This window comes from Vreelandella hamiltonii (genome assembly GCF_014651795.1).
Classification (GTDB): Bacteria; Pseudomonadota; Gammaproteobacteria; order Pseudomonadales; family Halomonadaceae; genus Vreelandella; species Vreelandella hamiltonii.
Window position 1 is genome coordinate 103,167 of the sequence record NZ_BMXO01000009.1, and the last position, 23,445, is coordinate 126,611.

The window sequence follows — 23,445 nt, forward strand, 5'->3', positions numbered from 1 at the left end:
AATGAAGGGCTGGTTCATGGGCCGAAGCCGCGTTAAAACGCCGCCTGTAACGAGAGATAGCCACCGCGCTGAGAAGGCAGACCGGCGATGTCGCCCAGGTCCAGCCATGCCCCCGTCAAGGAAACGTGCTTGTTGAAGAAGTAGGCGCTATAGATGCTTTGCCAATCCTCTTCGTCGGCCACGCTCAGGTTGTCAGGTTTTTGTCGGTATTCGGTGCCGATGATCCAGTTGGGCGTGATGAACACGCCGACGCTCCCTTCTGCCATCCAGGATCGTCCGCCCTGGTCGCCGCCAAAACCGAGCAGTCCGCCCTGGTTGGCGGAGGTGTTGCGCAGGGTGCCATTGAGCAACACATTCCGGCCCAGCACGGCGTTGAACAGCAGCTTGCTGGCGCTCAGGTACGCTTCGGTCCCGCTCGTGTCATAAGCCCCCAGTGCGGTGGGCACAGTGCCATCGTCCAGGCGCTTGTGCATGACGCCAGCGCTCCAGATACCCCACGGGTGATACAGCACGTCGCCCCATAAACGCACCTTGGCGCCGTAGATGGCCTGTTCCAGTTCGCCGCCAAGGGTCGTCAGTTCGAAGCGTTGACGGGCAATCGAGACCTCCACACGGTCATGAATGTTGATGTTGGCGCCGGTCACGGTCAGGCGATAATCATCCAGCCACGCTCGTGTCACGGCGGCAGTGACGCCCACTTCATCGTCACTGGCCGTGCTGGCGAGCACCGCCCATGGGGAAAGCCCGCCGCCTGCTGCCCCTTCGATGGCGGTGACCGCTCCGGTGCCCATGATACGGCTGCCTGCCGTGGCCGAGTTGGCCAGCAGCAGCGCACTGAGGGCGGTGGCCGCCACCCACAGGGGCCGTTTGAGTAAGTGCGCTTTACGCATGGTGTTCCCTTTTTTTAGTGTGCTTGCGTCAGAGGAGCGGCAAAGTTGATCGGCTCGAAGGCCTCCAGCCAGGGGGCAACGTCCTGGGCCGGCATGGGTCTGGATATCCAGTAGCCTTGCAGGTAGTCACAGTGTAATTGCTTGAGCAGCGCTGCGCTGGCGAGGTTTTCGACGCCCTCCGCGACAATACGCACCCCCAGGTTGTGGCCCATCTCGATGGTCGAGCGCACGATGGTCTGATCCTCCTCCTGGGTATCGAGCTTGAGCACGAAGGACTTGTCGATCTTGAGTTCATTCACGGGCAAGCGTTTGAGCTGAGCCAGTGACGAGTAGCCCGTGCCGTAATCGTCCACCGCAATTTTCAAGCCCATGTCGCTGAGTGCCAGCAGCGTACGCGTGGCAGCTTCGACATCCTGCATGACCGCGCTTTCGGTGACCTCTACGGCCAGTTGGTCAGGTGTCAGTCCGTAGCTCTCCATCAGGTCCTGGATGTGCAAGGCGAGATCGCTATCGATGACATCGCTGGCCGACAGGTTGATAGCCACCGAGAGGTGATGCCCCGCGTGTTTCCAGCGCTGCAGTTGCTCGCAGACATGGATCAGCATCCAGTCCGACAGCAGGCCGATGTTGCCTGAGCGCTCGGCCAGTTCGATGAACTCATCCGGCGGCACGAAGCCCAGCGTAGGATGGCGCCAGCGCATCAGTGCCTCGAATTGGCAGACACGGCCAGTGGAGGTATCCACTTTGGGTTGATAGGCCATCCACAGCTCGTTTTTATCCACGGCTTCCTGCAGGTCTCGGATCAGCATGAGCTGGCGCAGATGCTGCTCGTCTTGTCCATCCTGGTAGCGCTTGTGGCTGTGGCGGTGTCGGCGTGCCTGATCCAGGGCGATGTCTGAACGGCGCAGCAGCAAGCGGGCGCTATTGCCGTGTTCTGGGTAGCTGACCTCACCGGCAGAGAGGGAAGGTACGATCATGGACTGATCCAGGCGAATCGGCTCGCTGATCAGCGTCATCATCTCTTCCCGCTGTGCCTCGATGAAGTGCGCCTGTCGAATCAGCAGCATCAGCTCGTCCCCATCCAGCCGATAGGCCTTGTGAATAGGTTCAGGCAACTGCTGTAAACGGTGCGCCAGGGCAACCAGCAAATGGTCCCCCAGCTCGTACCCGAAGGTATCGTTGATGTCACGAAAATCGTTGATCGAAAAACGCAGTAACGTGAAGGGACGCGCTCTGGCAACGAGCTGCTCGATGTCTTCGACGGCACTGAGCCGGTTGGGCAAGTTCGTCAAACGGTCATGACGAGACTGATGCAGCAGGGTGGCCTCCCGCTTGGCGATGGCTTCCTGCATCGAGTAGAGCGTGCTGGCCAGCTGTTGAGTTTCGGCCACCGAGCCCTCTTTGGGCAGCGCCATCCGTTCTCCACGGCCAATGCGCTGAGCGGCCTGGGCCAGCGCAATCAGCGGCTGGCTGATACTGCGAGCGCTCCACAGCGCGGCTGCCAATGTGAGCAGCAGCATCAATACGACGATACCGAACAATTGCCACTGCAGCCGACTATAGGCGCTCAGCAGCTCATCACGAGAGAGCTGAATCAATACGTGGGATTGATATTGCTCGGTGGATAGCAGCGCCGATGAGTAGGCCAGGTAACGGTGGTCGCCTGCCAAGTTCAGCGCTTGCTCGGCTCCCCCGGGCCTTGAGCTGGCCAGGTAGCTAAGCTCGCCTGCGGCATCGTAGGTGACGACGCTCACGTCCAGGCCGGTCAGCGTGTTGATCTCCTGAGTAACGTCTTCATCGATCAGAAAGCCCATGCCTACCCAGCCGATAAGGTTGGGCGCACGCACGGGCAGCAGTGCAAACTCATAGGGCTGGCCCTGATCGATCACGACGCCCACGCCGCTGCCGCTTTGCTGGGCGCGATCGAACAGTTCAGGAAACGGCATGGCGCTGTCCTGATCGTGATGGCTGCTGGCCAGGACCTCGCCGTTCAAATTGCTCAGCAGCACCATGTCCGCCTGGGCACGGTCGCCATGATTTCCCAACACGGAATAGAGGGTGGCCGTATCCTGGGTTGCCACGGCACTCTTGAAGCCAAAGTCGTCGGTCAGAATCGCAACGTTGTCCCGCAATTGGTCACCGCGAATCTCCAGGAACTGCTCGAAGACGCGTGCGCCGACCTCCAAACGCTGATTGCCTTTTGCCAGGGCATCGTTTTGGGTAGCGCGCAAGAAAGCCACGCCCGTAGCGAGCTGGGAGACGATCACTACGGTCAGCAGAACCAGGGTCAAGCGCGTGCGAAAGCGCATTTCAACCTCGTTTCATCGCTGCTTGGCAGCGTTCAGTGAGTGTGAGTCGCATTACGAAAACGCTGCTGTAGCGGTGACAGCTCGGGAGGCTCCGGGGTCAGGGCGTTAAGCTCCAGACTGACCATCAGGTCGTCGGCGTCGCTGATGCTGCCTTCCCACCATACATTCTGGCTGTCATCCATGCGACGGTGCCAGACTCGAATACGATGGTCACCTGCTGGGAGGTCGCTCAGATCGAGCTTGCCCGCACTATCGGTCATGCCTACATAGGGTGCTTCGCTGACCACAATAAACGCCTGCATCTGGTCATGGATATTGCAGCCGAGTACCACGACCCCTGGCTGGTCGAAGTGAACGGGTGGCGGTGTTTCGCTCAGAAACAGCTCCAGGTCGAAGACCTTGGCGGGTGAAAACGAGAATACGTGATGTCGAGTCGTGTCCTCATTGGGGAAAGCGACATGGCTGCCTACCGGGATCGTGGTGACGGTAGGGTTGAAGGCGGCATTGCGCTGCACGATATTTTTTTCGGTGGCTGCCGGTAACGTTGCCCCATCGATATAGATCTCGACCACGGCATCTTCCAACGGCGCGCCTTGAGTGTCGGTGACGCTGACACTGGCTGCGAAGACTGAAAAGCTGCACAGCGACGCGGCAATGCCAAGTGGCCAGGCAAAAGTGCGGGTTCTCGCAAATTGACGCAATGCAGGCATGGGGGGCTACCTAAGTGGGGTCAGGGAAATGGCCTTATGATGTATTTATTATGTTGAAAAGTCATGTTTTTGCTCTAACGATAAAACCCTGAAAGGTAAAAAAGAGTAAACAATGGGGAAGTCGGTATGGGTATCTGGTGTCGGTGGGTCGCCTTGGCTAGAGTAATTTGAGAAACAGTGTTCGTTAACTTGAAGATCATCTTGACGAGGAGAACCACCATGTCCCATGAAACCGAAGAGGTGTTGCAGAAGCGCCGCTCGCGCCGCCAGGTACTGGCCAGCCTTGGGCTGGGTGCCGCAGCGCTTTATGTCGCCCCTACGTTCCTGTCGATGGGACAGGCGGAAGCGCGTGGTCGCCGCTCACGTCACAGCCGCTCGCGGCTCAGCTATTCTCGCCCCAGCTATTCACGCCCTCGGCACAGGCATCATGCTCATCGTGATGAGCGTTACTACCGTCCCTATGATCGTCGCCGGGCTGGCTATTCACGCCCGCATCGATCCCGCTGGGAGCGTGATGGCGTCATTGAAATCCGCCTTAGTCGCGTGCTGCCCAGGTGGTAACCGATCATGGCCATCCCTAATGAGCACGACTACCATCTGACCAGTATCGGCCCCTGCCTGCGCCTGGTAGAGGCGGAGGAGCTCTTGCCCGTGTTGCAGCAGGCGATGCCAGGCTGGCCCATCGAACGCTGCTCGGCGTTGCCGGAAGCCCCCGAAATCTGCGTTTGGCAGCATCCCGACGGCTACTGGCAGGAAGCTCCCGCGCTGCCCCAAGGTGCCTTGTTGGACACTGATGTCGGCACTGCCTGTAGCGTCGTCGCCGATTTGGCCGGGGCGTTCCTGCATCGCCACCCTGAGCTGGTGGGCTTGCATTGTGGCTCGGTGGAGCTCAACGGCCAGTTGGTGATTTTTCCCGATGCCCACCGTGCTGGAAAAAGCACCTTGACCTCGGCATTTGCTGCCGCAGGCTGCCGTGTGTTCGGGGATGATGTGCTGGCGCTCAATCCTGAAGGTGAAGGCATCGCGCTTGGCGTGGCGCCGCGTTTGCGGTTACCGGTCCCGGAGGCCTTGTCGGTAGATTTTCAGCACTTCGTGGCCTGCCATCTTGGTCCTTTCGACGACCGTTACGGTTATCTGAACTTGTCGAGTTCCCAACTGGCAGCCCATGGCGACCGCTCCCCGCTGGGGGCCGTGCTGCTGATCGACCGAGACCCCACGTTGACGGCCCCCCAACTGACACGCTTGCAGCCCGGCGATGGCCTATGGCAGTTGTTGCAACAGAACTTTGCCGAGCACGAGTCGGATCAGGCGCTGATGGATCGCTTCCTGCCGCTACTGCAGCGGCTACCGTGCTTTCTGCTGCGATACTCGGATGCTTATGAGGCAGCCCTGTGGCTGGCACAGCGCTGGGAGGGTCAGCCGTTCTCTGCAGATCGGCAGCAGGGGCAATCGGTGGCAAGTGCTGAACGGGCGGAGGTGCCTGCGCTGCCCTTGGACGACGCCCGCTACTGGCACACCAGCCCGGCGGCCTTCGAGTGGTCGCTGGGCGATGAGCTGTTCGTGATTGGCCAGAACGGGGGTGATATTCATCGAATGAACGCGACCAGCCGCGCAGTATGGGCTCTATTGCAGCATGAGCCGATGAACCTGCAGGAATTGAGTGAGACGCTCGTGGCGTTCTTCGAAGGGGCGTCGCTGCTGCAGGTAACGCGTGACGTGGCACAGTTGCTGGCCAATCTGGCCAAGGCGGGCTTGCTGCACAGTGTTGAAGCAGAGGTTGACAGGGTGACTGAGTGACCGGCTAACGCCAATGGTCGCGCCAGGCCTTCAATACCCGCTCGGGGTACCAGGTTTGCCCGAGACTGCCGTTGTAGCGAGCCAGAGCGCGGGTGAAGTCACCCCGCTCAACGGCAAGATAATGAGCCAGAATGGTGCTGCCGTAGCGCAGATTTCGGTTGGGTTCGGTCAGGTCGTCCATGGGCAGGCCCAGCTCGGCGACCCAGAAGGGCATGATCTGCATCAGCCCAACGGCCCCCGCCGAAGAAACGGCATCTGTCTTGAAGGCGCTCTCTACCTGAATCAGCGCCAGCACGAGGTCGGGGGGCAGGCCGGCCAGATGGGCCTCCTGATACACCCGTGTCAGCAAGGCCATCCGCATGTCTGGGTCATTCATGAAACGCGACAGTGGCGCATCCTGACGGGTGCGCCACTGTTGGAGGTGCCACTGGTGATAGGGCGTTTGCAGCGCGGCCGCATCGAGGGTCGAACGCAGCGGGGGCTCCGTTGCGTTTACCGTGAGGGCGCTGCTGAGTCCCATCACTGCGAGCCCCAGGATCAGGGCTCGCACCAGGCCGTGCAGCATGAGGGGGCGATCAGCCCTGTGCCAGGCCCGCTTTGTCACGCAGGAACTCGACGATCGTGTCGGCGGGCACCATGGTGGCGTCGCTGTCGCGGCGGCCCTTGTACTCCAGCTCGCCGTTGTCCAGGCCACGGTCGCCGATCACCAGGCGGTGCGGCACGCCCATCAGTTCCAGGTCGGCGAACTTGACGCCGGGACGAGTGTCGCGGTCATCCAGCAGCACGTCCAGACCTGCCGCCGTGAGTGCCTGGTAGAGGCGCTCAGACTCTTCACGCACCCGCTGAGATTTGTGGGCGTTCATGGGCACCAGCGCTACCTGGAAAGGCGCGATGGCGTTGGGCCAGATGATGCCTGCATCGTCGTGGTTCTGCTCGATGGCAGCGGCAACCACACGGGTCACGCCAATGCCGTAGCAGCCCATGAACGGGTGGCTGGTCTTGCCGCTGTCGCCCAGTACGCTGGCATTCATGGCCTGGGAGTACTTCTGGCCCAGCTGGAACACATGACCCACTTCGATACCGCGTTTGATCAGCAGGGTGCCCTGACCATCCGGCGAGGGATCGCCCTCTACCACGCTGCGCAGGTCGGCAACCTGGGGCAGGGGGGCGTCACGCTCCCAGTTGATGCCGAAGTAGTGCTTGCCATCGACGTTGGCGCCCGCGCCGAAGTCGCTCATCAGCGCCACGCTGCGGTCGATGATGATCGGCATGTCAAGGCCCACGGGGCCCAGTGAGCCCGGGCCGGCTCCTACCGCTGCACGAATCTCTTCTTCGCTGGCCATGGTCAGGGGCGCCTTGACCTGCGGCAGGTTCTCCGCCTTGACCTCGTTCAGCGCGTGATCGCCACGCACCAGCAGAGCAATCAGGCCACCTTCTGCGGCGTGGACCATCAGCGTCTTGAGGGTCTTTTCGATAGGCAGGTTGAACTGTTCGACCAGGGCGGCAATGGTCTTGGCATCGGGAGTGTCGACCAGACGCATCTCTTCGCTGGGCGCGCTGCGCTCTACCTGGCTGCCCAACGGGGCGGGCAGGGCTTCGGCTTTTTCGATGTTGGCGGCGTAGTCGGAGGCGTTGGAGAAGACGATGTCGTCTTCGCCGGAGTCGGCCAGCACATGGAACTCATGGGAGCCGGTGCCACCGATGGAGCCGTTATCGGCAATGACCGGGCGGAAGTCGAGGCCCAGACGTGTGAAGATGCGCGTGTAGGCATCGTACATGGCCTGGTAGGTCTCTTTCAGCGACGCTTCATCGAGATGGAAGGAGTAGGCATCCTTCATGATGAACTCACGCGAGCGCATGACGCCGAAACGGGGGCGAATTTCGTCGCGGAACTTGGTCTGAATCTGGTAGAAGTTCACCGGCAGCTGCTTGTAGCTGGAAATTTCCCGGCGCACCAGGTCAGTGATGACCTCTTCATGGGTGGGGCCCACGCAGTAGTCGCGGTCGTGACGGTCCGTCAGGCGCAGCAGCTCGGGACCGTACTGCTCCCAGCGGCCCGACTCCTGCCACAGGTCGGCGGGCTGTACGGCGGGCATCAGCACTTCCTGGGCCCCGGCGCGGTTCATCTCTTCACGCACGATGGCTTCGACCTTGCGCAGCGTGCGCAGGCCCAGCGGCAGCCAGGTATACAGGCCCGAGGTCAGACGGCGAATCATACCGGCGCGCAGCATTAACTGGTGGCTGATGACTTCAGCGTCGGCCGGGGTTTCTTTCAAGGTGGCGATCAATAGTTGGCTGGCGCGCATGGGCGTGAGCATTCCTTGGGTTGTCGATGGTGCTGAGTATGAGAAGCGCGTTGCGCTTAATCCAGCGTTGAAAGCGGCATTGTACGGCCAAGCGGGGAAGGCGGCAAAATCCTGTGTCGACGTCAGGGCGTGTGCTTAGCACGAAATATGCTAAACTCGACCCGTTTTGTAACGCGATAACCTGCGCCTATAACAAGCGTGTCACTTCATACGATGGCTATCGTTACATTGAAAATTCCGAGGGAACCTCCATGCAGCAAGCAGTGCGCCGTTGGTTGACGGGGGCGGTCGTTGGTGTCTCCATTGTGGCATTGAGTGGGTGCGGTACGCTTTTCTATCCGGAACGCAAAGGTCAGATGAGTGGTGATGTCGACCCCGTGGTCGCCATCGCCAATAGCGTTGGCCTGCTGTTCTTCATCGTGCCGGGCGTGATCGCCTACGCCGTGGACTTCTCCAACGGCACTATCTACCTGCCCAGCGAGAACAGTGCGTCCGTGGATATTCATCATCTCGACGATGCCATGGACGTGGCCTCGCTAGAGAAGTTGCTGTCCGACAAGGCCGGTCAGCCGGTAACGCTGGAGAACGAGCTGCTGGTCATCGAAGAGATGAGCAGCCTGGATGAAGCGCTGGCCATGGTGCGCATGTCCGGCGTGTTCGATGAAGAGCGCCTGGCCAACATGGAACCAGCGGTGATGTAACCACCGTACACCGCTGGCCGATAGACGCCTTGCCATCCACGATGGCGGGGCGTTTTTTTAGCGATCCTTCTGGTGCGCGCGGGCGCTGAATGTGCCGATCTTGAGTACCACAAGCCCCGCCACCAGGCCCCAGAAAGCCCCGCCCAGCCCCAGCAGCGTCACGCCGGAACCGGTGAGCAGGAAGGTCACGATGGCGGCATCGCGCTGTTCGCTCTTCTCGAACGCGCCCGCCAGGCCCGTGCCCAGCGTGCTCAGCAGGGCAATGCCCGCCAGTGCCATGACCAGAACGCTGGGCAAGGCGCTGAACACCCCGGTCACGGTGGCTCCGAAGATGCCCATGGCGATATAGAAGACTCCGGCAGCCACTCCGGCGGTGTAGCGCCGCTTGGGGTTGGGATGGGCGTCTGGGCCCAGGCATACCGCTGCACTGATGGCCGCCATGTTGAGCGCATAGCCGCCAAACGGCGCCAACAGCAGGGTGGCGCCACCGGTCCAGGTGATCAGCGGTGAGCTGTTGGGGCGATAGCCTGCCGCCCGCAAGACGGCGACGGCGGGCAGGTTCTGGGTCGCCATGGTGATGACGAACAGCGGAATGCCGATGCTGATCAGCGTCATCGGGTTGAATACCGGGGCGGTAAAGACCGGCAGCGTAGGCGCCAGCGGGATCGGCTGGGTCGAGATCTGGCCTTGCCACAGGGCCAGCCCCACGCCCACCAGCAGGACTCCCGGCACCGCCAGTGAAGGCCAGCAGCGCCGCCCCGTAACCCAGGCGGCCAGCATGGCCAGCGGCAGCAGCCACTGGCTTTCCATGACGTTGAACAGCTCCAGCCCGAAACGCAGCAGAATGCCCGCCAGCAGGGCCGAGGCGATGGCGCCGGGAATATGGCGCATCAAACGCTCGAACAGCCCGGTGACACCGCACAGTGTGATCAACAGCGCCGAAAACAGAAACGCGCCGATGGCCTCTTCGATAGGAATTCCCGGCAGGCTGGTGGCCAGGAAGGCGGCCCCTGGCGTCGACCAGGCGGTCAGCAGCGGCATGCGGTAACGCAGCGAAAGCCCCAGCGAGGTGATGCCCATGCCGATGCCCAGCGCCCATAGCCAGGAGCTGATCTGGGCCGTGGAGGCGCCCGCAGCGGCGGCGGCCTGAAAAATGATCGCGGCGGAGCTGGTATAGCCGATGATGACGGCGACGAAACCGGCAATCAGCGTAGACAGGCTCATGTCCCGCCACAGATGAGGCGAGGCAGATGATGAAGAGGGCAGCGTCGTTGGCGTGTCCATGGGTGGCTCCCACGTGGTTATGTTGATCGTGCGCTATAGCGCACGGATGGCCACGCTAACATTGTGCGTTATGACGCACAACCATTTTCTGGCATGATAGCCATTCGACCAACCCCGCTATCTGAACCCGACCGTCAGGAGAGTCGCATGGCTTTAACGCCGCATACCATTGCCGAGCATATTTCAGGAACGGTGAAGCAGCTGCGCAAGGAGCGGGGCTGGAGCCTCGATCGCGCGGCCAGTGAAACCGGGGTCAGCAAGGCGATGCTGGGGCAGATCGAACGTGGGGAGTCGAGCCCCACGGTGGCCACCTTATGGAAGATCGCCAGCGGTTTTCGGGTGTCGTTTTCTACCCTGTTCGACAGTGACAAGCCTGCGCTGGGCGAGCTGCATCGGGATGGGTGGGAGTCGGTGTGGGGGGATGACAGCACGGGCATGCAGGCACGCCTGCTGTTTCCCTACGACCCCCTGCTGGGGTTCGAGATGTTCCTGATCGAGTTGGCCCCGGGTGCCATGAGCGAGTCCACCGCCCATGCCAGCGGCGTGGTGGAGCACATCGTGGTGGTGGAAGGCGAGATGGAGCTGCGCATCGACGAGCGCTGGCAAACCCTGGGCGTTGGCGAGGGGCTGCGCTTTTTCGCGGACCGGCCCCACGCCATGCGCAACAACGGTACGTCGCGGTTACGCTTTCACGATGTGATTCACTACCTGCCGGGGGCGGCCTCGGGGGCTTGAGCGCGCAGCCAATTCAGCTCTTCGGCCCAGATATCGGGCTCGATGGTTTCGAGAATCATGGGAATACCATCGATGCGCGCATCCTGCATGATCGTGGTGAAGGCCGCCAGGCCAATGTTGCCTTGCCCCAGGCTGTGGTGCCGATCCACACGGCTGGCGAAGTCGCTTTTGGCATCGTTGAGGTGCATGCCGCGCAGATATTCGAACCCCACCACGCTGCCCAGTTCGTCCAGCGTGGCGCGGGTTGCCTCGGCGCTGCGCAGGTCGTAGCCTGCGGCAAAGGCGTGGCAGGTGTCGATGCAAACGCCGACCCGGCGCTTGTCGTCCACCTGCTCGATGATGCTGGCCAGATGTTCGAAGCGCCAGCCCAGGTTGGTGCCCTGGCCTGCGGTGTTTTCGATGACCGCGGTCACGCCCTGAGTGGCATCCAGAGCCAGGTTGATGGATTCGGCAATGCGCGACAGGCAGTCGGCTTCGCTGATCTTGTTCAAATGGCTGCCGGGGTGGAAGTTCAGCAGCGTCAGGCCCAACTGCTCGCAGCGCTGCATCTCATCGATGAAGGCGGCCCGCGACTTGTCGAGGCCCGCCGCCTCAGGGTGCCCCAGATTGATCAGGTAGCTGTCGTGGGGCAGGATCTGCTCTGGCGCGAAGCCATGGACGCGGCACGCCTGCTTGAAGGCTGCGATGGCCTCGTCAGTGAGCGGTTTGCCCTGCCACTGACGCTGGTTTTTGGTAAACAGGGCAAACGCCGTCGCCCCGATCTCCACCGCGCGCTGCACGGCCTGATCAGCGCCACCGGCCGCGCTGACATGGGCACCAAGATACTTCATTGTCATCCTTCTTTTCGGTTGTCGAGATAGCGCTGGAAAGCGGCTGGTTCATCGGTAATGGCACTGTTGATGCCCCAGGCCCAGCGGCTTTGAAACGCACTTGGGTCGTTGGCGGTATAACACAGGACCTGATAGCCATCCCGACGCATGGCAGCGGCCTGAGTGCGTTTCAGTCTAGGCCAGTGGGGGTGAATGCTGAACGCCTCGATGGCGGCACATTGAGTGCGCCACTCCTTGGGCAAGCTGCCGTAAAGCGCGCCCAGGGCGAGAGCTTCTCGGGGCGCATGCCGACGGCTGTGGGCCAGTGCGGCCCCGTCAAAAGAGGAGACGATGCAGCGCTCGGCAGGTAGCGCTGCCAGCAGCATGGGCAGCACCGCATCGACCAGGGCAATGGGGTCGCGCCCCTTGTTGACCTTGATTTCCAGATTGACGCCCATTTCCAGCTCATTCAGCAGCGCCAGCATGGCCTCCAGGCTGGCCATGCGTTCCCCCGCAAAGCGGTCGCCGAACCAGCTGCCCACATCCAGCGCCTGGGCCTGGCGCCAGGTCATGTTGGCCAGCTCGCCGCGCCCGTCCGAACAGCGGCTCACATCGCTGTCGTGCCAGATCACGGGCGTGCCATCCCCCAGCAGTTGAACATCCAGCTCAACCCAGCGAGCCCCCGCCTGATGAGCGGCGCGCACGGCGGTGAGGGTGTTTTCGGGGGCGGCCGCAGAGTAGCCGCGGTGGGCGATCAGGGTGGGTACTTCAATGGCAGGGTGGGTCATGGACGATCCGTCTTGTGGTGACCAGGCGTGTTATAAAATGGCCCTTAGTCTAGCATGTACCCGTGACAGGCGTGTGTCGGCCAGAGGGTTGGACGACTTGATTTCAGCGCCCCGACGCGGTTGGATAGCGGACCCGTGCCGTCCCCGTCATCCGTTTTCGGTCAGCGGTACTCAACGCGATCATTCACGGCAAACGATAATTCATAACAAGCGATACCCCATCGCCAATCACAGGAGTTTTTTGATGTTCAAGCGTATTCAATTTTCCACTACCGGTGGCTCCGACGTACTCGAGTGGGCCGAGGTCGAGCCTGTCGCACCGGCTGCCGGTGAAGTTCGTATCGCCAACAAGGCCGTTGGCCTGAACTTCATCGATATCTATTTCCGCACGGGCTTGTACCCGGCCCCCAGCATGCCTTCTGGCCTGGGCACCGAGGGCGCAGGCATCGTCGAGGCGGTGGGCGAGGGCGTCACGCATCTCAAGGTAGGTGACCGCGTGGCGTATGCCCAGGGCCCGCTGGGCGCCTACGCCGAGCTGCACACGCTGCCCGCGGCCAAGGTGGTCAAGCTACCGGATTTCATCGACTTCGAAACGGCGGCGGCCAGTATGCTGAAAGGCTTGACGGTGCAGTACCTGCTGCGTCAAACCCAGCCGCTCAAGGGCGGCGAGACCATTCTGTTCCACGCGGCGGCTGGGGGCGTGGGCTCGATTGCCTGCCAGTGGGCCAAGGCGCTGGGCGTGAAGCTGATCGGCACCGTCAGCTCTCAGGAGAAGGCTGACCTGGCCATGGCCAATGGCGCCTGGGCCACCATCAACTACACCGAAGAGAACGTCGTCGAGCGGGTGCGCGAGCTGACCAACGGTGAAATGTGCGATGTGGTGTACGACTCCGTGGGCAAGGACACCTGGGAGATGTCGCTGGATTGTCTCAAGCCGCGCTCGCTGATGGTCAGCTTTGGTAACGCGTCTGGCCCGGTGGACGGCGTCAATATCGGTATCCTGAATCAAAAGGGAGCGCTGTTCGTCACGCGCCCCAGCCTGAACGGCTATGCGGATACCCGCGAGCGGCTGGAAATGATGTGCGAAGAGTTCTTCGCCATGATCGAAAGCGGCAAGATTCGCATCGATGTCGCCAACCGCTACCCCTTGCAGGAAGCAGGCAAGGCCCAGGATGCGCTGCAGAGCCGCAAGACGACCGGCTCGACCATTCTGCTGCCCTGAGTCGCTCGCCTGAGCCGGGGGCTAGTCCACGTCGACATAGGCCCCCAGCTGGCGCATGCGCCGCTCGAAGCTGGCCACGTTATCCACCAGCTGGTCGGGGCCGACGGCCACGCACTCGGCCAGAATCGCTTCGCTGAGCGTGATGGCCGAGAGCAGCGACGGAAAGAAGTGAGGCGTGGCGTTGGCGACGGTGAACGTCACGCTGGCGCCAGGCACCAGCGGTGAGCGTAGGGTGTCGGTGACCACGATGGCCTGCACGCCGTTGGCGCGGGCAATCTCCAGCGCCTTGACCGTTTCGGCGCAGTAAGGCTCGAAGCCGAAAGCCACCACCACGTCCTGTTCGTCGAAGGGCGCCAGCTCCGTCAGTAGCCCACCTTCCTGTCCGCGAATCAGCGTCACGTCGGGCATGGCGATACGCCCCACGTAGGCAAAGTGGTAGGCGCAGGCAAAGGTATCGCGAAAGCCGATCACGGCCACCCGGCGAGCCGCCAGTATGCGCTCGGCGGCGTCTTTTACCCGCGCTTGGTTATCCGCCGTGAAGAGCCTGCCAATGTTGTCGAAAGCGGCATCACCCACCTCCACGAACAGCGCCTCTTGCGGGTTGCGCACCTGCTGCTTGAGCCGACTGGCACGGCCGCTCAGCTCGACCGGTGCGGCCTGCACCGCCGATTGAAAAACCTCCCGAAACGACTCGTAACTCTCGAAGCCCAGCCGCTTGGCCAGCCGAACCAGAGTGGAAGGCGTCACCGACGCGGCCTGGGCCGTTTTACGCACTGACTGAAACGCCATTTCCGTCGGGTGTTCCAACACATAGCTGGCCGCCCGTTTGAGCTGTGGGCTGAGCTTGGCGTAGTGCTCGGCCAGCTGCCGGTGGACGCTTTCCAGGTCGGGCGCAGGGCGGGTGGCGTGGTCAGGCATGGGGCTCTCTTTGGTGAAGTGTGAAACGTTTGTGCCAATGATAAATGTTTTTGTCACGAATGTATTGATTATCCCCCAGCAGTGTCCTATCGTTCGGCAGTACGTTTGTTTCTCTTTTTCTATTTAAAGGAACAATCGTTTCCTTATTTGTTTTTTCCGAACGAGGTTACCAACAGCATCATGTCTGCCGACGCGCCCGCGCTGCCCACCTATGAAACGCTCCTGATCTCTCTGGATGAACACGTGCTGACCCTGCGGTTCAACCGACCCCACCGGCTGAACGCGGTGATTGAAACCCTTTATGAAGAGTTGCTCGACGCCCTGCGCTTTGCCCAGCACGCAGCGCAGGTAAGAGCGGTGATCCTGACCGGAGAGGGGCGCGCCTTTTGTGTCGGCGCGGACATGAAAGCCCATGGCAGTGCCCAGCGCTCGCTGTTTCAGCGGCGGGCTTATCTGCAGTTGGGCAATGATGCCTGTGAAGCCATCGACCAGCTGGGCAAGCCGGTGGTGGCGGCCGTGAATGGCTATGCCTTGGGGGCGGGGGCAGAAATGGCCGTGGCCTGTGATTTCATCGTCATGGCCGAGGATGCCCAGATCGGCTTTCCGGAAACTAGTATTGGCACCTGTGTCGGGGGCGGTGTTTCGAAGCGCCTGCCCCAGTGGGTGGGCCTGGGCCAGGCGCGCCGCCTGCTGTATCTGGGCGACCGCATCGATGGCGTGGAGGCCACTCGGATCGGTCTGGCACTGGCCAACCATCCGGGAGCCGAACTGATGGCCCAGGCCCAGGCGCTGGCTACTCGGCTGGCCGGGCAGGCGCCGGTCTCCATGGCGATGCTCAAGCCGCTGCTCAATCGCGCCAGCGAAACCAGCATGGAAAGCCAGCTTCAGCAGGAGCTGGACGCCGTGTTTACCTGCTCGATCACCGACGATTGGCAAGAAGGGGTCGATGCCTTTGCCGCACGACGTGCCCCGCGTTTTCAGGGCAAATGAGCCGGCTGCCACCTTGCAATCCTTTTATCGTCCGTTTTGCCCTACAGGTCACGTCATGAACCGCTTCAACGAATCACACGGCTCCCGCAGCCCGCTGCATACACTGCTTTCCCCAACGGGTATCGCTATCGTCGGTGCCTCTGCCGACCCGACCAAGCGCGGCTACAAAGCCCTGCTGGGGTTGATCAAGGGCGGCTATGAGGGGGCGATCTACCCCATCAACCCCAAGGCGGAGCAGATTCTCGACATTCCGGCCTGGCCCTCACTGGCGGACATGCCGGGTACGCCGGAGCTGGCTCTGCTGTGTACCCCGGCTGCCAGTGTACCGGCGCTGATTGCCGAATGTGGCCGTCAGGGGATCAAGGGCACGGTAGTGCTGGCCAGCGGGTTCGGCGAAACCGGGGCGGCGGGTGCTGCCCTGGAGGAAGCGATGATGGCGGCGGCCGAGGCGCATGGGGTGCGCATCATCGGCCCCAACACCTCCGGTCTGTTCAACCTGCATCAGCGCATCAACCTGCTGGACCTGACCAATGTCAGGGCAGGCGACATCGGTATCGTCTCGCAATCGGGCAATATGCTGCTGGCGCTGGCCCTGGAAGCACAGCATAACGGCCAGGTGGGGTTCAGTAGCTATATTGGCCCCGGTAACCAAAGCGACATTGGTTTCAACGACTACCTGCGCTATCTCGGTGAGGACCCGCATACCCGAGTGGCGACCCTGTACGTGGAAGGGTTTCGGGATGGACGGCGCTTTCTGGACGTGGCCCGCCAGGTCACGGCGCACAAGCCGGTGGTGGTGTACAAATCCGGCGCCACCGAGCAGGGGCAAAAAGCGGCCAGCTCGCACACCGGCGCCCTGGCAGGCAGCTACCAGATGACGGTAGACCTGCTGCGTCAGGTGGGTGTCAGCGTGGTGCAGTACTCCGACGAGATCCTGCCGGTTGCCGAAGGCCTGGGGCAGTTGCAGCAGGCGCCCGGCAAGCGGGTCGCGGTGATTTCCGACGGCGGCGGCCAGGCCACCATCGCCGCCGACCGGCTCGCCGAAGCCGGGCTGAGCCTGGCGATGCTGGCACCGTCCACGCGTCATGCTCTGGAGGAGGTGCTGCTTCCTCAGGCGGCGCTGGACAACCCTGTGGATGTGGCGGGCTCCTCGGATGCCCGTCCGTCGCTGCTGGCTCGCTGTGTCGAGATCGTGATGGCCGACCCCGGCGTCGACAGCGTCTTCCTGGTAGGCATGTTGGGTGGCTACAGCCTGCGGTTTTCCGAGTCGCTGGCCGACGATGAGCTGCAGGGGGCAAAGCAACTGCTGGCGTTGGCCCAGGGCAGCGAAAAGCCGTTGGTGGTGTACAGCCTGTACGCGCCCATCAAGCCGCCTGCGCTGCGCCACCTGCATGAATCAGGGCTGCCGGTGTATGCCTCCATCGAACACGCGGTCAGGGTGTTGGCGGCGCTGGGCGAGCGAGGCGAGTACCTGACGCAGGTTCGACGCCTGGAGACGCCCTGGCAGCCCACGGCCAAGGGAGCCGAGCTGCTCGCCGGGGCCCGCGCGGAAGGGCGCGACCTGTTCGAGTTCGAAGCCAAGGCACTGTTGGCCGAACACGGCATTGCCGTGCCCCCCCAGTGGTGGGTCAGCCAAGCCGATGAGCTGACATCGGTCATCGAGCAGGCAGGCCAGCAGCCCTTGGCCATGAAGGTGGTGTCGCGGGACATTCTGCACAAATCCGATGCGGGCGGCGTCAAGCTCCACCTGAGCGGGGAAGAGGCGCTGCGCGAGGCGTTCCAGGCCATCCAGCACAATGCCCATGCCTACGACCCCCGGGCCCGCTTCGAAGGCGTGCTGGTGAGCCCCATGGCCCAGCCAGGGGTCGAAGTGATCATCGGCATGTTCCGTGACCCGGTATTCGGGCCGGTGGTGATGTTTGGCCTGGGCGGCATTTTCGTGGAGGTGCTGGAAGATGTTGCCTTCCGGGCTCTGCCGCTGAGCGAGCGGGACGCCTACGCCATGGTGGAACAGATCAAGGCGCAGAAAGTCCTCGACGGCGTGCGCGGCGCTGCCGGTGTGGACAAACCGGCCCTGGTGGCTCTGCTGATGCAGGTCTCGCGGCTGGTGGAGACCTACCCCGAGATTCAGGAACTCGACTTGAACCCCGTGCTGGCCTATCCGCAGGGGCACCCTACCGGGTATGCCATCGTGGATGCCCGCATTATCGTGGAGCGCGACCAATGACGATGACGTTGCCCAGCTTGACCGATGCCACCCTGACGCTGCACGAGCGGGTCGCTACGCTGACCTTGAACCGCCATGACGTGCGCAATGCCTTGACCGGCACGGCACTGGTGGATGACATCGTGGCCACGGCTCGGTGGGTCAATGCTTGTCCAGAGGTATCGGTGCTGGTCATCACAGGGGCAGGCAGCGCCTTCTGTGCAGGCGGCAATGTCAAGGACATGGCCAACCGCAGCGGTGACTTCGCTGGCGACGTGGCAGAAGTCGCCGAGCGTTATCGCCAGGGCATTCAGCGCATGCCGCTGGCACTTGCCCAGGTGGAAGTGCCGATCATTGCCGCCGTGAATGGTGCGGCCATCGGTGCCGGGTTCGACCTGGCCAATATGGCGGATTTACGTATTGCTTCCCGCAAGGCGAGCTTCGGCGAGACGTTTCTCAATCTGGGCATCATTCCCGGCGATGGCGGTGCCTGGTTCCTGCAGCGCCAGATCGGCTATCAGCGTGCCTTCGAACTGACCCTGTCGGGCCGCGTGATCGATGCCGACGAGGCGCTTGCCTACGGCGTCGTGCTGGAAGTGGTCGAGCCTGAACAGCTCATGGAGGCTACCATGGCCCATGCAGCGCGTCTGGCCAGCCAGCCCCCCAAGGCCACACGCCTGACCAAGCGGCTGATGAAAATGGCACCGGACATGGAGCTGAAAGCTTTCCTGGACGTTTGCGCCGTGTTCCAAGGGCTGTGCCATAACGAGCCCGAGCACCTGGAGGCCGTCGAACGCTTGCTGGCGCGCCTGCATCGCCCCGCTTGACGCTGAACTTGCACCTCCCCTGGTACGCCTCTAACGCTCGGTTTTGCCGAGCGTTTTGCGGCTCCCTGCGCAGTGAATGACGGTTGTTCAGAGGCTGTACGGCCTGCTTGTGATCGTCTAATGTAATGAGAAGATGGCGGAGGGAGTCGCGCCGCTGTAACGCTCAGGGAGATGGCACTCTATGTCCATGGAAAGTTTGGGGCTTGCGCCCAGCACGTTGGTGTTTGTAGTTCTTGGACTCACCCTAGCGGCGTTTGTCTGGGGGCGTTTTCGCTATGATCTGGTGGCCCTGGCGGCCTTGTTGGGCTCGGTCATGCTGGGGCTGGTACCCGCAGACGATGCGTTCATGGGCTTTGGCCACCCGGCGGTGATCACCGTTGCCGCCGTGCTGGTGCTGAGCCGTGGTTTCGAACGCTCAGGGGTGGTGGACGTCATTGCCCATCAGGTGCTCAAGGTCGGGGAGCGCCTGATGCTGCAGCTGCTGGTGCTGGTGGGCACGGTGGTGCTGTTGTCGGGGGTCATGAACAATGTTGGGGCATTGGCACTGCTGCTGCCGGTGGCCATGCGCCTGGCGCGAGAACACGATACGTCGCCTTCACTGCTGTTGATGCCGCTGGCGTTCGGCTCGCTGCTGGGCGGCCTGACCACCCTGATCGGTACTCCGCCGAACATCATCATCTCGGCGTATCGTGGCAATATCACGGGCGAAAATTTCGGCATGTTCAGCTTTACGCCCGTGGGTGCTGCGGTGGCGTTGGTGGGTCTGGCCTTCATTGTGCTGGTGGGCTGGCGATTCACCCCCAAACGCAATGCCCAGTCGGCGGGTGATGACATGTTCGATACCGCCAATTACCTGGTCGAACTCAAGGTCAGCGAGGCCTCCAAAGCCAATGGGCTGACGCTGCAACAGCTGCGCGACGAACTGGAAGAGACCATTCCCGTGCTGGCGGTGGTGCGCGACGATGATCGGCGGGCAGGCTACCGTTTCCACGGCGTACTGCGCGAGGGCGATATCCTGCTGCTGGAGGCAGGCCCCGATGAGTTGAGGCTGCTGGAAGACAAGGTGGGCCTGAGCGTCATTGCCGAGCCTGACGATGCCGAAGAGAACGAAAGCGACGAGCAAGCGGCGAAGGAGCGCCAGCCCGTCGATACCGAAGGGCTGCAGTTGATCGAAGCGGTGGTGCGCAACGACTCGATGATGGTCAATCGCAGCGTGCGCCAACTGCGCCTGCATCATCAGTTTGGCCTGCATCTGGTGGCGGTGGCCCGTGACGGTGCCCGACTCAAGCAGCGGCTGCGTGACATTCGCTTTCAAACCGGCGACGTCCTGCTGCTGCAGGGCAGCGAAAACGAGATCGCCGACAGCCTGGCCACGCTGGGCTGCCTGCCGCTGGCCAACCGCGAGCTGAACCTGGGCCAGCCGCGCAAACTGTTGCTCTCGATCGGTATTTTCGTGCTGGCTATTATCGCCATGCTGCTGGATCTGCTGCCCGCTGCGGTGGCCATGAGCACGGCGGCGCTGGTGTCGCTGTTGATCGGCGTGCTGCCGCTGCGAGAGGGGTATCAGGCCATCGACGGGCCGGTGATTGTGCTGCTGGCGGCCATGCTGCCGGTGGGCGAAGCGCTGGAAACCAGCGGCGGGGCGGCGATCATTGCCAACGCGCTGCTGACCTTTGGCCTGGAGTGGCCGGTGATCGTCTCCCTGGCGGGGCTCTTTCTGCTCTCCATGCTGCTGTCGAACGTGGTCAATAATGCCGCTGCCGCGCTGCTGATGGCGCCCATTGCCGCCAGCCTGGCCAATGGATTCGACGTTTCCCTGGACCCCTTCCTGATGGTGGTGGCCGTCAGCGCCTCTTGTGCCTTCCTCACGCCTATCGGTCATCAGTCCAACACCCTGGTGCTGGGGCCAGGGGGCTACCGCTTTGGTGATTACTGGAAGCTGGGATTGCCGCTTTCGCTGGTGGTGATGTGCGTGGCGATACCGATGATTCTGTGGGTCTGGCCGCTATAAGTGACGTTTCATCGGCTTTGGGTCATGTTCGCGTGATTGGATATCGAAAATTTTGCTAATCTATTACGCACATGGATCAACCAATAACGAACAGGCCGGGCTTATGAACCAGCAGTATCGCCAGGATGCCATTGTCGAGCTGGTGCGCCAGCATGGTTACATGAGCATTGAGCAACTGACCGAACATTTTGCGGTAACGCCCCAGACCATCCGGCGTGATCTGAATACCCTGGCCAATGATGGGCGCGTCCGGCGCGTGCATGGCGGTGTAGGGGTCGAGTCGAGCACGGTGAACACCGCCTACAGCACGCGCAAGACGCTGCACCTGGAAGAGAAAGAGCGGATTGCCCGCTGCATGGCCCAGCATATTCCTCACCATGCTTCACTGTTCATCAATATCGGTACCAGCAACGAGATGATTGCCCAGGCGCTGCTGGAGCACCAGGGGCTGGAAATCATCACCAACAACCTGAACGTGGCTGCCATCCTGCAGCACAAGGAAGACTTCACGGTGATTATCGCCGGGGGGCAGGTGCGTTCGCGGGATGGCGGCATCATCGGTGAAGCCACCATCGACTTCATCAATCAGTTCAAGGTGGATTACGGCATCATCGGTATCAGTGGTATCGATGAAGATGGCTCGCTGCTGGAGTTCGACTACCAGGAAGTGCGAGTGGCCCAGGCCATTATCGCCAACTCTCGTCGGGTGTATCTCGCTGCCGACTACTCGAAGTTTCACCGTAACCCGGTGGTGCGTCAGGGCAATCTGTCGCAACTGGATGCGCTGTTCACCGACCGTCGGCCGCCGGAGTCGATTACCCGTCTGCTTACCCAGCACGATGTGGCGCTGCACATCGCCTGACCCAGCGTGAAGGGCATGCCACCTTGGCAAGTTTCATACTTGAGCATTGCGAGCCGCTGGCGTAGCCTTGGAGCATAATAAAACGAAACAAAACCGACAAAATCGAAAGAACCCTACAACAAAGTGAACACGATATGTCCTCCTTCATTCTTGCCATCGATCAAGGTACCACCAGCTCTCGTACCATTCTCTTCGACCGCCAGGGCCAGGTAGCGGCCGTTGCCCAGCAGGAGTTTCCCCAGCACTTTCCCCAGGACGGTTGGATCGAGCACGACCCGGAGGATATCTGGGACTCCGTAGTGGCGACTTGCCGAGAGGTGCTGGCCAAGGCCCGGGTCAGTGCCGAACAGATAGACGGTGTCGGCATCACCAACCAGCGAGAAACCACGGTGGTGTGGGATCGCGCCACGGGCAAGCCACTCTATAACGCCATCGTCTGGCAGGATCGGCGCACCTCCGAACGCTGTCAGGCGCTGCGGGACGAGGGCCATACCGAGGCGGTGCAGGCCAAAACCGGCCTGCTGATCGACCCCTACTTCTCTGCCACCAAGCTGGCCTGGATACTCGATCGGGTCGAGGGCGCTCGCGAACGGGCGGCCAAGGGGGAGCTGGCCTTCGGTACCATCGACAGCTTCCTGATCTGGCGCTTGACCGAAGGCCAACAGCACGTCACCGATGCCACCAACGCCTCGCGCACGGCGCTGTTCAACATTCATGAGCAGCGTTGGGACGATGAGCTGCTGGCGCTGTTCGACGTGCCCGCCAACATGCTGCCTGACGTGAAAGACTCCAGCGACGACTTTGGCACGATGGCAGCCCACTGGCTGGGGGCTGCCTTGCCCATCGCCGGGGTTGCGGGTGACCAGCAGGCAGCCCTGGTCGGGCAAGCCTGCTTCAAACCCGGCATGGGCAAAAGCACGTACGGTACGGGCTGTTTCATGATCGTGAATACCGGCGATACGCCGTCGGTTTCCCGCAACCGCCTGCTGACCACCGTGGGTTACCGGATCAACGGCAAGCCCACCTACGCCATGGAGGGCAGTATCTTCGTGGCCGGGGCGACCGTGCAGTGGCTGCGTGACGGACTGAACCTGTTTGCCGACGCCTCGGAAACCGAAGCCTTGGCCCAGAAAACCCGTAGCGGGCACAGCGTGTACCTGGTGCCTGCCTTTACCGGGCTGGGTGCCCCCCATTGGGACCCCAAGGCCCGCGGCGCCATTTTTGGCCTGACTCGGGATACCGGGATCGCCGAAATCGTCGCGGCCGGGCTGCAGGCGGTGTGTTACCAGACTCGAGACCTTCAGCTCTGCATGAACGATGACATGGATGCCGCGCCAGGCAACCTGCGTGTCGATGGCGGCATGGTGAAAAATAGCTGGGTGATGCAGTTTCTGGCCGACATGCTCAACGTGCAGGTGGATCGACCGACGATTCTGGAAACCACGGCGCTGGGGGCGGCGTATCTGGCTGGGCTGCGGCTGGGGTGGTACGACACCCTGGAAGAGATCGAACAGCTGTGGCGCTGCGAGAAGAGCTTCACACCCAGCATGGAGGAGGCGACTCGCGAACAGCTTTATCAGGGCTGGTTGGATGCCGTTTCCCGCGTGCGCTCCACGTAGCCTCTATATCGCGCCTATTTGCTGCCTGGATTCAAGCAATAAACGCTGCCCAAACAAGGGTGGCGTTTTTTTTATTATGTTTTTTCAGTATTCAGTTTTTTGTTAGCACTCTTACTTGTTTTTCAAGTTTCATTTAAAACAGTCGTTTAACTGCGCTTGTGAAAGTAACCATCAGCACTTTCATGGTTTTGACGTTTCTGTAGTCAAACTACAACCGCGCCTGCTGCCAAGGGTGCATTGTGAGTATTGCCCCCGTGAACCATAGTGAAGTCATGGATCACGGCGGTGTCTTGTTATCCCGATACGCCGCAGGGTTCCTTGCTACACACCGAGGCGCTGATGTTTTACCAAAGCGCCAAAGGCGAAGGTCTTGTAACGCTTGTGACCGTTTCGCAGTTACCGAACTGGGCACTTACCCGGCCCAGCATGAGTAGCAATGTCATCATTCTTCATTAATAAGA

Annotated in this window: 20 protein-coding genes; 11 read left to right on the forward strand and 9 right to left on the reverse strand. The window is 61.7% G+C overall.

Annotated features, from left to right (window positions below; all coding sequences use genetic code 11):
* Window positions 1-32: 32 nt before the first annotated feature.
* From IE061_RS10745 to IE061_RS10755, 3 genes are read right to left on the reverse strand one after another with little or no spacing between them, the layout of a single operon-like run.
* Complete coding sequence (locus tag IE061_RS10745; RefSeq protein WP_039178354.1) at window positions 33-890, reverse strand: DUF3034 family protein; 858 nt, start codon at window positions 888-890, stop codon at window positions 33-35.
* A gap of 14 nt (window positions 891-904) precedes the next feature.
* Entirely contained in the window at window positions 905-3,199 is a 2,295-nt protein-coding gene (locus IE061_RS10750) for a putative bifunctional diguanylate cyclase/phosphodiesterase (RefSeq protein ID WP_193461591.1), read from the reverse strand.
* 32 nt (window positions 3,200-3,231) lie between these two features.
* Window positions 3,232-3,909 (reverse strand): cupredoxin domain-containing protein, encoded by a 678-nt coding sequence (locus tag IE061_RS10755; RefSeq protein WP_189464265.1) that lies wholly within the window; start codon window positions 3,907-3,909, stop codon window positions 3,232-3,234.
* A 219-nt stretch (window positions 3,910-4,128) separates the two neighbouring features.
* Here IE061_RS10755 and IE061_RS10760 point away from each other — a divergent pair, with 219 nt between their 5' ends.
* Together IE061_RS10760 and IE061_RS10765 are read left to right on the forward strand one after the other, a co-directional pair.
* Complete coding sequence (locus IE061_RS10760) at window positions 4,129-4,470, forward strand: hypothetical protein (RefSeq protein WP_193461592.1); 342 nt, start codon at window positions 4,129-4,131, stop codon at window positions 4,468-4,470.
* A gap of 6 nt (window positions 4,471-4,476) precedes the next feature.
* Window positions 4,477-5,706 carry a PqqD family protein gene (locus IE061_RS10765; RefSeq protein ID WP_193461593.1) on the forward strand — a complete coding sequence of 410 codons (1,230 nt, stop codon included), beginning with the start codon at window positions 4,477-4,479 and terminating at the stop codon, window positions 5,704-5,706.
* A 4-nt stretch (window positions 5,707-5,710) separates the two neighbouring features.
* Here the strand turns inward: IE061_RS10765 and IE061_RS10770 are convergent, their stop codons facing one another.
* Both IE061_RS10770 and IE061_RS10775 read right to left on the reverse strand, forming a co-directional pair.
* Window positions 5,711-6,271, reverse strand: coding sequence for a transglycosylase SLT domain-containing protein (locus IE061_RS10770; protein WP_193461594.1), 561 nt, complete (start codon window positions 6,269-6,271; stop codon window positions 5,711-5,713).
* Window positions 6,272-6,281: 10 nt separating this feature from the next.
* On the reverse strand, window positions 6,282-8,012 hold the full coding sequence (locus IE061_RS10775; protein WP_193461595.1) for a proline--tRNA ligase: 1,731 nt from the start codon (window positions 8,010-8,012) through the stop codon (window positions 6,282-6,284).
* Window positions 8,013-8,263: 251 nt separating this feature from the next.
* Between IE061_RS10775 and IE061_RS10780 the strand changes: the two genes are divergently transcribed.
* Window positions 8,264-8,713: a hypothetical protein gene (locus IE061_RS10780; protein WP_193461596.1), complete on the forward strand. Its 450-nt coding sequence runs from the start codon at window positions 8,264-8,266 to the stop codon at window positions 8,711-8,713.
* 57 nt (window positions 8,714-8,770) lie between these two features.
* Here the strand turns inward: IE061_RS10780 and IE061_RS10785 are convergent, their stop codons facing one another.
* Window positions 8,771-9,997 carry a benzoate/H(+) symporter BenE family transporter gene (locus IE061_RS10785; RefSeq protein WP_308429530.1) on the reverse strand — a complete coding sequence of 409 codons (1,227 nt, stop codon included), beginning with the start codon at window positions 9,995-9,997 and terminating at the stop codon, window positions 8,771-8,773.
* Window positions 9,998-10,144: 147 nt separating this feature from the next.
* On the opposite strand from IE061_RS10785, the gene IE061_RS10790 reads away from it, so the two are divergent.
* Complete coding sequence (locus IE061_RS10790; protein ID WP_039178328.1) at window positions 10,145-10,732, forward strand: helix-turn-helix domain-containing protein; 588 nt, start codon at window positions 10,145-10,147, stop codon at window positions 10,730-10,732.
* Here IE061_RS10790 and nfo read toward each other — a convergent pair.
* On the reverse strand, window positions 10,702-11,562 hold the full coding sequence (gene nfo, locus IE061_RS10795; RefSeq protein WP_193461597.1) for a deoxyribonuclease IV: 861 nt from the start codon (window positions 11,560-11,562) through the stop codon (window positions 10,702-10,704). The genes IE061_RS10790 and nfo overlap by 31 nt on opposite strands.
* Before the next feature lie 2 nt (window positions 11,563-11,564).
* Complete coding sequence (locus IE061_RS10800; protein WP_096923095.1) at window positions 11,565-12,329, reverse strand: glycerophosphodiester phosphodiesterase family protein; 765 nt, start codon at window positions 12,327-12,329, stop codon at window positions 11,565-11,567.
* Between the two features lie 244 nt (window positions 12,330-12,573).
* Between IE061_RS10800 and IE061_RS10805 the strand changes: the two genes are divergently transcribed.
* Window positions 12,574-13,551 (forward strand): NADPH:quinone reductase, encoded by a 978-nt coding sequence (locus IE061_RS10805; protein WP_193461598.1) that lies wholly within the window; start codon window positions 12,574-12,576, stop codon window positions 13,549-13,551.
* Window positions 13,552-13,572: 21 nt separating this feature from the next.
* Here the strand turns inward: IE061_RS10805 and IE061_RS10810 are convergent, their stop codons facing one another.
* Window positions 13,573-14,469, reverse strand: coding sequence for a MurR/RpiR family transcriptional regulator (locus IE061_RS10810; protein ID WP_144982587.1), 897 nt, complete (start codon window positions 14,467-14,469; stop codon window positions 13,573-13,575).
* A gap of 180 nt (window positions 14,470-14,649) precedes the next feature.
* Between IE061_RS10810 and IE061_RS10815 the strand changes: the two genes are divergently transcribed.
* From IE061_RS10815 to glpK, 6 genes are all read left to right on the forward strand, one after another.
* On the forward strand, window positions 14,650-15,459 hold the full coding sequence (locus IE061_RS10815; protein WP_039178479.1) for an enoyl-CoA hydratase/isomerase family protein: 810 nt from the start codon (window positions 14,650-14,652) through the stop codon (window positions 15,457-15,459).
* Between the two features lie 55 nt (window positions 15,460-15,514).
* The gene (locus tag IE061_RS10820) at window positions 15,515-17,686 is read left to right on the forward strand and encodes an acetate--CoA ligase family protein (protein WP_193461599.1); all 2,172 of its coding nucleotides are present in this window, start codon (window positions 15,515-15,517) and stop codon (window positions 17,684-17,686) included.
* Window positions 17,683-18,492, forward strand: coding sequence for an enoyl-CoA hydratase-related protein (locus IE061_RS10825; protein ID WP_193461600.1), 810 nt, complete (start codon window positions 17,683-17,685; stop codon window positions 18,490-18,492). The genes IE061_RS10820 and IE061_RS10825 overlap by 4 nt, the downstream gene beginning before the upstream one ends.
* Before the next feature lie 181 nt (window positions 18,493-18,673).
* Window positions 18,674-20,503: an SLC13 family permease gene (locus tag IE061_RS10830; protein ID WP_193461601.1), complete on the forward strand. Its 1,830-nt coding sequence runs from the start codon at window positions 18,674-18,676 to the stop codon at window positions 20,501-20,503.
* Window positions 20,504-20,606: 103 nt separating this feature from the next.
* Window positions 20,607-21,365, forward strand: a complete 759-nt coding sequence (locus IE061_RS10835; protein ID WP_016913669.1) for a DeoR/GlpR family transcriptional regulator — start codon at window positions 20,607-20,609, stop codon at window positions 21,363-21,365.
* Between the two features lie 134 nt (window positions 21,366-21,499).
* The gene (gene glpK, locus IE061_RS10840; RefSeq protein ID WP_193461602.1) at window positions 21,500-22,984 is read left to right on the forward strand and encodes a glycerol kinase GlpK; all 1,485 of its coding nucleotides are present in this window, start codon (window positions 21,500-21,502) and stop codon (window positions 22,982-22,984) included.
* The last annotated feature ends 461 nt before the right edge of the window (window positions 22,985-23,445 follow it).

Excerpts from the sequence above, each read along its gene's own strand:
- IE061_RS10745 (WP_039178354.1), bottom strand. The coding sequence starts at position 890 with ATGCGTAAAGCGCACTTACTCAAACGGCCCCTGTGGGTGGCGGCCACC.
- IE061_RS10750 (WP_193461591.1), bottom strand. The coding sequence starts at position 3,199 with ATGCGCTTTCGCACGCGCTTGACCCTGGTTCTGCTGACCGTAGTGATC.
- IE061_RS10755 (WP_189464265.1), bottom strand. The coding sequence starts at position 3,909 with ATGCCTGCATTGCGTCAATTTGCGAGAACCCGCACTTTTGCCTGGCCA.
- IE061_RS10760 (WP_193461592.1), top strand. The coding sequence starts at position 4,129 with ATGTCCCATGAAACCGAAGAGGTGTTGCAGAAGCGCCGCTCGCGCCGC.
- IE061_RS10765 (WP_193461593.1), top strand. The coding sequence starts at position 4,477 with ATGGCCATCCCTAATGAGCACGACTACCATCTGACCAGTATCGGCCCC.
- IE061_RS10770 (WP_193461594.1), bottom strand. The coding sequence starts at position 6,271 with ATGCTGCACGGCCTGGTGCGAGCCCTGATCCTGGGGCTCGCAGTGATG.
- IE061_RS10775 (WP_193461595.1), bottom strand. The coding sequence starts at position 8,012 with ATGCGCGCCAGCCAACTATTGATCGCCACCTTGAAAGAAACCCCGGCC.
- IE061_RS10780 (WP_193461596.1), top strand. The coding sequence starts at position 8,264 with ATGCAGCAAGCAGTGCGCCGTTGGTTGACGGGGGCGGTCGTTGGTGTC.
- IE061_RS10785 (WP_308429530.1), bottom strand. The coding sequence starts at position 9,997 with ATGGACACGCCAACGACGCTGCCCTCTTCATCATCTGCCTCGCCTCAT.
- IE061_RS10790 (WP_039178328.1), top strand. The coding sequence starts at position 10,145 with ATGGCTTTAACGCCGCATACCATTGCCGAGCATATTTCAGGAACGGTG.
- nfo (WP_193461597.1), bottom strand. The coding sequence starts at position 11,562 with ATGAAGTATCTTGGTGCCCATGTCAGCGCGGCCGGTGGCGCTGATCAG.
- IE061_RS10800 (WP_096923095.1), bottom strand. The coding sequence starts at position 12,329 with ATGACCCACCCTGCCATTGAAGTACCCACCCTGATCGCCCACCGCGGC.
- IE061_RS10805 (WP_193461598.1), top strand. The coding sequence starts at position 12,574 with ATGTTCAAGCGTATTCAATTTTCCACTACCGGTGGCTCCGACGTACTC.
- IE061_RS10810 (WP_144982587.1), bottom strand. The coding sequence starts at position 14,469 with ATGCCTGACCACGCCACCCGCCCTGCGCCCGACCTGGAAAGCGTCCAC.
- IE061_RS10815 (WP_039178479.1), top strand. The coding sequence starts at position 14,650 with ATGTCTGCCGACGCGCCCGCGCTGCCCACCTATGAAACGCTCCTGATC.
- IE061_RS10820 (WP_193461599.1), top strand. The coding sequence starts at position 15,515 with ATGAACCGCTTCAACGAATCACACGGCTCCCGCAGCCCGCTGCATACA.
- IE061_RS10825 (WP_193461600.1), top strand. The coding sequence starts at position 17,683 with ATGACGATGACGTTGCCCAGCTTGACCGATGCCACCCTGACGCTGCAC.
- IE061_RS10830 (WP_193461601.1), top strand. The coding sequence starts at position 18,674 with ATGTCCATGGAAAGTTTGGGGCTTGCGCCCAGCACGTTGGTGTTTGTA.
- IE061_RS10835 (WP_016913669.1), top strand. The coding sequence starts at position 20,607 with ATGAACCAGCAGTATCGCCAGGATGCCATTGTCGAGCTGGTGCGCCAG.
- glpK (WP_193461602.1), top strand. The coding sequence starts at position 21,500 with ATGTCCTCCTTCATTCTTGCCATCGATCAAGGTACCACCAGCTCTCGT.